Source organism: Streptomyces sp. NPDC043867 (assembly GCF_056435845.1).
The window spans coordinates 36,040-43,025 of record NZ_JBWKDS010000003.1 but is presented as its reverse complement, the minus strand read 5'-3'; the positions used below and the strand labels follow the sequence as shown (position 1 = coordinate 43,025).

The following is a 6,986-nucleotide window of genomic DNA, read 5'->3' as shown; positions in this document are numbered from 1 at the left end:
CGGTGCCCAGCCCCCCCCCCCCCCCCCCCCCTACCCCCCCCCCCCCCCCCTCCCCCCCCCCCCCCCCCCCCCCCCCCCCCCCCCCCCCCCCCCCCGGGGCGCTCCCCGCGGGGTGCGGGCCGGCGGCCCGCTCTTCACGGCTTCCCCACTTCCCGGCACGGGGGCCCGCGATACGATCACGGGCGTGAGCGGCGCTGAACCGACCATCCTCGCCACTTCCGGAGGCCACCGCGTCGGCGCGCGTGCCCGGGTCCTCTTCGATGCTCTGGTCCACCACGCGGTGGACCTCTCCGGGGTGCACGGCAGGCGCCCGCGCATCCTGTACGTCGGCACGGCGGTGGGGGACGCCGAGCACGTCGCGGCGCGGATGGCGGAGGCGGCCCGGATCGCGGGCTTCGATCTGACCCCGCTGCACCTGTTCCCCATGCCGAACGTCGAGGACGTCGAGGGCACGGTCCTCGACCACGACGTGGTCTGGGTGATGGGCGGCTCGGTGGCCAACCTGCTCGCCGTGTGGCGGGTACACGCGCTGGACGCGGTGATGCGGCGCGCGTGGCGGGCGGGTGTGGTGCTGGCCGGGGTGAGCGCGGGTTCCATCTGCTGGTTCGAGGGCGGTGCCACGGACTCCTTCGGACCCGAACTGCGCCCGGTGACCGGGGGCCTTGGCCTGCTTCCGTACGGCAACGGCGTGCACTACGACTCCGACGCGGGCCGGCGTCCCCTGATCCACCGCATGGTCGCCGACGGCACCTTCGCGACGGCCCACTGCACCGATGACGGGGTGGGCCTGGTCTACCGGGGCACCGAACTGGTCGAGGTCGTGGCGGAACTGCCGGACAAGGCCGCCTACGTGGTGAGCCGGGACGGCGAGCGGGTCGTGGAGGAACGGCTCGTACCGCGGCTGCTGCCGGCGCCCGCGTTCTGACGGCCCGCTCCTGCCGGGTTCGCGCGGTGCGGCGTTCGGCCGCCCGGCGTTCGTCCCTGTCCCGGGGGGCGGACGCGGTCCCGGGGTGACGGGTGGACCGCGCGGGCGCTCCTGGCGCCCGGTGTCCAATGGGTCCCCTCCCCCGCCCCGCCCCCCGCCCCGGTGTCCTCGGCGCGTCAGACCAGGCCGTGGCGCACGGCCTGCGCGACCGCGTGGGCCCGGTTGCGGGCCTGCAGACGCGCCATGATCTCGTAGATGACGTTCTTGACGGTGTGTTCGGAACAGTCCAGCAGGCGGGCGATGCCCGCGTTGGCGTGACCCTCGGCCAGCAGGCGCAGCACGGACATCTGGCGGGCCGTCAGGGCCGGGGGCCGCACGTCGGGTACCGGTTCGCCGGATCCGGGAGCCGCGGTCAGCAGGTGGGAGAGTTCCGGGTAGGGGATGCTCGGATGGGGGTGGGCGGCGCGGCGTACAGCGGCCGCCAGGGTCTCCTCGGTGAGGTCCGCGGTTTTCAGGACGACCGCTCCGGTGCGCAGGGCCAGCAGCAGGCCCCTGCGGCTGACGGTGTCGCACACGAGCAGCAGCCGGCCGGGGTCCCGCCCGCCGCGCAGAGCCTGTTCGGCGTCGGCGGCCACGACCACGCTCACGCTCGCGGGCCCGGCAGACCCGTGCCCGTGCCCGTGCCCGGGCTCGTGCCCGGGCTCGGGCTCGGGCTCGGGCTCGCAGGCGAAGCCGGCGCGGCGGGCGAGGGCGCGGACGCGGTCCGCGCCGCGCGAGGGCGGGATGCGCAGGACCGGGGGCGGAGGGAGCGGGCCGGGCGTGACCTGCGTGACCGGCGCGGGGGGCGTGGGGGGCGCTTCGATCAGGGTGGCCGTCACAGCAGACCTGCCCGCAGCGCGTAGGCGACCGCATGGGCACGGTTGCGCAGCCTGAACCGCTGGGTGATGTCGTGGACGACGGTGGTCACGGTCCGCGGCGAATAGGCCAGCTGCTGGGCGATCTCCGCCGTCTCGTGCCCGTCGGCGACCAGCCGCAGCACCGAGCGTTCCCGGTCCGACAGCATGCCGCCGGCCCAGCCGCCCGAGCCGTGCCGGGTGTTCGCCGGACGGTCCAGGAACTGTTCGAGCAGCTCGGGTGGCAGTGTGCAGTCGTCCCGGGCGGCGGCCAGCACCGCGTGGTTCAGACGGGAGGCGTCGGCCTCGCGGCGCAGCAGCAGGCCGCGGGCGCCGGCGGCCAGGGCGTGCAGGGCGTCGCCGGAGGCGAGGGCGGCGACCACCAGGACGACGGCGGGGCGCTGCCGGTGGGCGCGGGTGGTGCGCACCATGTCGAGTTCGGCGGGGCCGAGCCGGTCCACGGTCAGGACGGCGACCCGGGCGTCGCCGGGCTCGCACACGGTCAGCTCCGGGCAGGCGAGCAGGGTACTGCGGGTGCCGGCCTCCAGCACCGGGTCGAGCGCGACCACACCGACGGGTAGGGGTGCTCCCATCTGCTGCTCCTTGAAAGGTCGTCCGCCCCGTCATCAGCGCTGCGGGCGGTCTGGGGTACTGCGCACACCGTGCCGTCGGCGGCGGGGCGCGGGCATCGGTAGCCGGTCCCCACCTTTCCCGCGGGGCGGACGGTCCCGTCCCCCGTACGACCGCCTTCCGGGCGCGGCGTGCGGGGGCCGGCGGCGGGCAGGAGGAGCCGTGCGGTGTCCGGGGCGTACGCGCGGGGCCGCAGGAGGGAGGGGACGCGGGGGTGCGCGCCGCGGGAATGGGGGTGTGCCCGGGTGCGACCCGCAGGAAGTGCGGGCGCGATGCGTGAAGTGGGGGTGCAGCGGGCCGTACCGGCTTGCGTTACGCGTATGTCCGGCGCTCCCCCGGTCCTGTCCTGGGAGGCCGGGGGTCCCGGTTCGACCTGCGTCTTTCCCCGTCCGGGGGCGTCTGCGCGCACGCCGTACCCACCGGTGGGGAGGGGCCCGCGCAGAATATGGGGGCCGCTTCCCCATGTGGGGGCCGCAGGGGGTCTGCGAACTTCTTTCCCGTGACCGAGACCACCAGCCTCCCGACTCCCCGGAGCGCCTGCCTGCCACTCACCTGGTGGGCTCCGGCGCTGTCCCTCGCGGAACGGCTCGCCGCCCCCGGACTCCCGGCGGCACCCGCCGTTTCTGGGGCCACCGGGCGCGCCCCCTGGGCCGCCGGTGACGCGGAGGGCTTCGCCCTGCGGCTGGCCCACCTCGGGGTGGACGGTGCCACGGCGGCGGCCCTGGCGGCGGAACCCGCCGAGCGGCTGGCCGCCCGGACGGTGAAGCCCCGCTGGGCGGCGTACGTGGAAGCGGTCCTGGACGCGGACGCCGAAGATACGGCGGAGCCGGTGGTGCCCGGTGAGGGACCCGATGCCTTCGCACCGGTCGTACGCCCGGTCGTCGCCGCGGCCTCCGCCCGGCTCGCCGAGCTGCTGCCCGGCGTCCCGGCCGCCGAACGAGCCGTCTGGCAGGGCGCGTTCGAGCGCCGGCTGACCCACCACCTGGTCCGCCAGGCCGCCCGCACGCTGGTCCACGAGCTCGACCTGGCCCGGCGCGCCCGGCGCCTCACCGGCGCCGGCCCGCGCGAGCGGTTCGCCTCCTTCGTCGCCGCCACCGGCACCCGCCAGGGGCTGGGCGGCCTGTTCGCCGCCTACCCGGTGCTGGCCCGGATGCTCGGGCAGAGCGCGCTGGACGCGACGGACGCGACAGCCGAACTGGTGGCGCGCTTCCACGCCGACCGGGACGCCCTGACCACAGCACTCCTCGGCGGTCGCGCCCCCGGGGCGCTCACCCGGGTCGACCTGGGCCGCGGAGACGCCCACCAGGGCCACCGGTCCGTGGCGGTCCTGCACTTCGCGAGCGGCGACCGGCTGGTGTACAAGCCCCGGCCGCTCGACCAGCACGCCCTGCTCGACGACCTGGTGGCCTGGCTCAATGCCAAGGTGCCCGGCCTGGCGCTGCGCACTCCGCGCAGCCTGCGCCGGAAGACGTACGGCTGGCTGGAGTTCGTCGAGCACCGCTGGTGCCGGTCGGTGACCGAGACCGACGCCTTCTACCGGCGCCAGGGAGCGCTGCTGGCGCTGCTCTACGCGGTGGACGGCGCCGACATGCACTACGAGAACGTCATCGCCTGCGGCGACCAGCCGGTCCTGGTGGACGCCGAGACGCTCCTGCACACCGGGCTCCCGCAGCCCATGACGGCGGGCGCCGACCCGGCCGCCGACGCCCTGCACGCCTCCGTGCACCGCACCTGCCTGCTGCCGCACCTGCTGATCGGCGAACACGGGGCGCTGGACATCTCCGCGCTCGGCCGGTCCACCGACGGCACTTTCCCGAGCGAGGGCCTGCACTGGCAGGACAGCGGGCGGGACACCATGCGGGCCGTGCGCGCGCCGCTGCTCAGCCCGGCCGCGCAGAACCAGCCGCTGCCCGCCGGCCGCCCGCTGCAGGGCGCCGACCACCGGGCGGCCCTGCTGGAGGGTTTCCGCACCGCGTACGCGGCGATCGCCGCGCACGGCGGTGAACTGCTCGGCGAGGACGGCCCGCTGGCGTCCCGCGCCGGCAGTCCGGCCCGGCTCATCGCCCGCTCCACCCGCCTGTACGCGACGCTGCTGGAGGAGTCCGCCCACCCCTCCCTGCTCGGCGACGCGCTCGCCCGGGAGAGCGTGTTCGCGGTGCTGTGGACCGAGTCCGAGCACGACGAGGTGCGCCGGCGGCTCATCGAGCACGAGACGGCGGACCTGTGGCGCGGGGACGTACCCCTCTTCGCTCACCGGCCGTCCGGTACGGGGGTCCGGGCGGCCGACGGCACCTGGCTGGCGGGAGTGCTGCCGGTGGCGAGTCTGGCGGCGGTGCGGGAGAAGATCGCCCGGATGGACGAGGTCGACTGCCGCGACCAGGAGTGGATCATCTCGGCCACGCTGGCGGCACGGGGCACCGGTTCGCCGCTGGACCGGCCCCGGTCCGAGCTGGCGGTGGCGCCGGTACCGGCCGTCGCGCCCGACGCGTCCCGGCTGCTCGCCGCCGCGTGCGGGATCGCCGACGAGCTCGCGGCCCGCGCGGTACGGGACGGCGGCCGCACCAACTGGCTCGGCCTGGAACGGGTTTCCGGCCCGCACTGGGCGGTGCTGCCGATGGGCGCCGGGCTCGCGCAGGGCTACTGCGGGGTCGCACTGTTCCTCGCGCACACGGACGCGCTGGTCGGGTCCGGCCGGTACGCCGCGCCGGCCCGCGAGGCGGTCCGGCCGCTGCCCGGCCTGCTGAAGGCACTGGCCTGCGACCCCGAGCTGAGCGCGGCGGCAGGGCCTGGCGCCTACGACGGGCTCGGCGGCATCGTGTACGCCCTGGTGCGGCTGTCGGCGCTGCTCGGCGAGGACCTGACGGGCTGTCTGCCGGACGCGCTCACCGCGCTCGGCCACGCCGTCGCGGCCTGCCCCGACCCGGGGCTCGCCGGCGGCACGGCCGGGGCACTGGCCGCCGCCGTCGCGGCACACGAGGCGACCGGCGATCCGGCGGCACTGCGGCTGGCGGACACCGTGGCGGACCGGCTGCTGGCGACGGTGTCCGACGCCGCAGGACCGGCCCGGTCCGCGGAGGGCACCACCGCGACGGACACGGCGACCGGCATCACGGGGAACGCCGGCGACGCCGGGGTCCCGGACGGGGCCGCGGAGACCGGCGGGCACACCGGACTCCCGGACGGGGCCGTGGAGACCGGCGGGCACACCGGACTCCCGGACGGGGCCGTGGAGACCGGCGGGCACACCGGGTTCGCGGACAGCGCCACGGACAACGGCCCGCGCACCGGACTCGCGAACGGCGCCACGGACAACGGCAGGCACACCGGACCCTCACACGCCGGCGCAGGGAACGACCGGAACACCGGACTCCCGGACAGTGCCACAGGGGCCGGCGGGACCGGACTCCCGGACAGTGCCACAGGGGCCGGCGGGACCGGACTCCCGGACAGTGCCACAGGGGTCGGCGGGACCGGACTCCCGGACAGTGCCACGGGGGCCGGCGGGACCGGACTCCCGGACAGTGCCACGGGGGGCGGCGGGGCCGTGAAGACCGGTGGGGGCACCGGGTTCGCGGACGGGGCCGCGGGGATCGGGTGGGCGTTGCTGCGGTACGCCGCCCGGCGGCCCGGGCGTGCCGCCCGGCACGCGGCCGCCGCGCACGCCCTGCTCCGCGCCGCGCTCCGGGACACGGGGGCCCCGCACGCCGACACGTCCTGGGCCGGCGGGCTCGCGGGCGTGGCGGCGGCCGCCGCCCGCCTTCCCCCGCAACCGGGTTCTCCCCGGCCGGCGGACCGGCTGGCGGACGCCGAGGTGCGCCCGGACCTGAGCCTCGGACAGGGCACCCTCGGCACGCTGGAGGCGCTGGCCGTCCTCGCCGGACAGGGCGACGCGACCGCCGCCGAGGCGCTGAACCGGCGCAGCGGTCAGGTGCTCGCCCTCGTCGAGGCGCAGAGCCACCGATGTGCCACCCCCGATCACGTCCCCTCCCCCGGGCTGCTGACCGGACTGTCCGGCATCGGCTACGGACTGCTCCGCCTGGCCCGGCCCGAAAACGTGCCGTCCGTCCTGCTCCTGGGACACCCCGGCCACTGACCGACCCACGCACCTCCGCTCCTCGGCACCACGGCACCACGGCACCACGGCACCACGGCATTTCTCCACCTCCCACCGTGCGCATCCGCACGGGACACCAGAAGGGGATCACCGTCATGGACAAGCACCTCGCCACCACCGCCGCCGACGTCACCGAGACCGGCGCCGACGAGCAGGACGCGGCGGGCGGCGTCACGCTCAGGGGCCGCAACCGCGCCTGCGCCCGGGCCCGCGTGCTGGCGGGGATGGTACTGACCAGCGGCGTCGTCATCACGCTGAGCACCCTGGACACCTCGGTCTCCGCACCGAACTGACGGCTGATCAGTACTGACACCGCGTGCGGGGGGGGGGGGGGGGGGGGGGGGGGAGGGGGGGGGGGGGGGGGGGGGGGGGGGGGGGGGGGGGTGGGGGGGGAGGGGGGGGGGGGGGGGGGCCCCGCAGCCTC

The 6,986-nt window shown here is 77.0% G+C and carries 5 protein-coding genes; 3 read left to right on the top strand and 2 right to left on the bottom strand.

Translation table 11 applies throughout. From position 1 onward, the window contains the following. Nucleotides 1–184 precede the first annotated feature (184 nt). The gene (locus AC069T_RS03680) at nucleotides 185–925 is read left to right on the top strand and encodes a Type 1 glutamine amidotransferase-like domain-containing protein (RefSeq protein WP_478781150.1); all 741 of its coding nucleotides are present in this window, start codon (nucleotides 185–187) and stop codon (nucleotides 923–925) included. A gap of 176 nt (nucleotides 926–1,101) precedes the next feature. On the opposite strand, the gene AC069T_RS03675 is transcribed toward AC069T_RS03680, so the two are convergent. Next, nucleotides 1,102–1,803: a response regulator transcription factor gene (locus AC069T_RS03675; protein ID WP_478781149.1), complete on the bottom strand. Its 702-nt coding sequence runs from the start codon at nucleotides 1,801–1,803 to the stop codon at nucleotides 1,102–1,104. Then, nucleotides 1,800–2,411, bottom strand: a complete 612-nt coding sequence (locus AC069T_RS03670) for a helix-turn-helix transcriptional regulator (protein ID WP_476754269.1) — start codon at nucleotides 2,409–2,411, stop codon at nucleotides 1,800–1,802. The genes AC069T_RS03675 and AC069T_RS03670 overlap by 4 nt, the downstream gene beginning before the upstream one ends. Before the next feature lie 536 nt (nucleotides 2,412–2,947). Here AC069T_RS03670 and AC069T_RS03665 point away from each other — a divergent pair. Further along, on the top strand, nucleotides 2,948–6,541 hold the full coding sequence (locus tag AC069T_RS03665) for a type 2 lanthipeptide synthetase LanM family protein (RefSeq protein WP_478781148.1): 3,594 nt from the start codon (nucleotides 2,948–2,950) through the stop codon (nucleotides 6,539–6,541). Nucleotides 6,542–6,618: 77 nt separating this feature from the next. Then, nucleotides 6,619–6,855: a hypothetical protein gene (locus tag AC069T_RS03660; protein WP_476754271.1), complete on the top strand. Its 237-nt coding sequence runs from the start codon at nucleotides 6,619–6,621 to the stop codon at nucleotides 6,853–6,855. Nucleotides 6,856–6,986: the final 131 nt, after the last annotated feature.

Bases quoted from the DNA above. Each gene is read 5' to 3' on its own strand.
- AC069T_RS03670 (WP_476754269.1), bottom strand. From the start codon at position 2,411: ATGGGAGCACCCCTACCCGTCGGTGTGGTCGCGCTCGACCCGGTGCTG.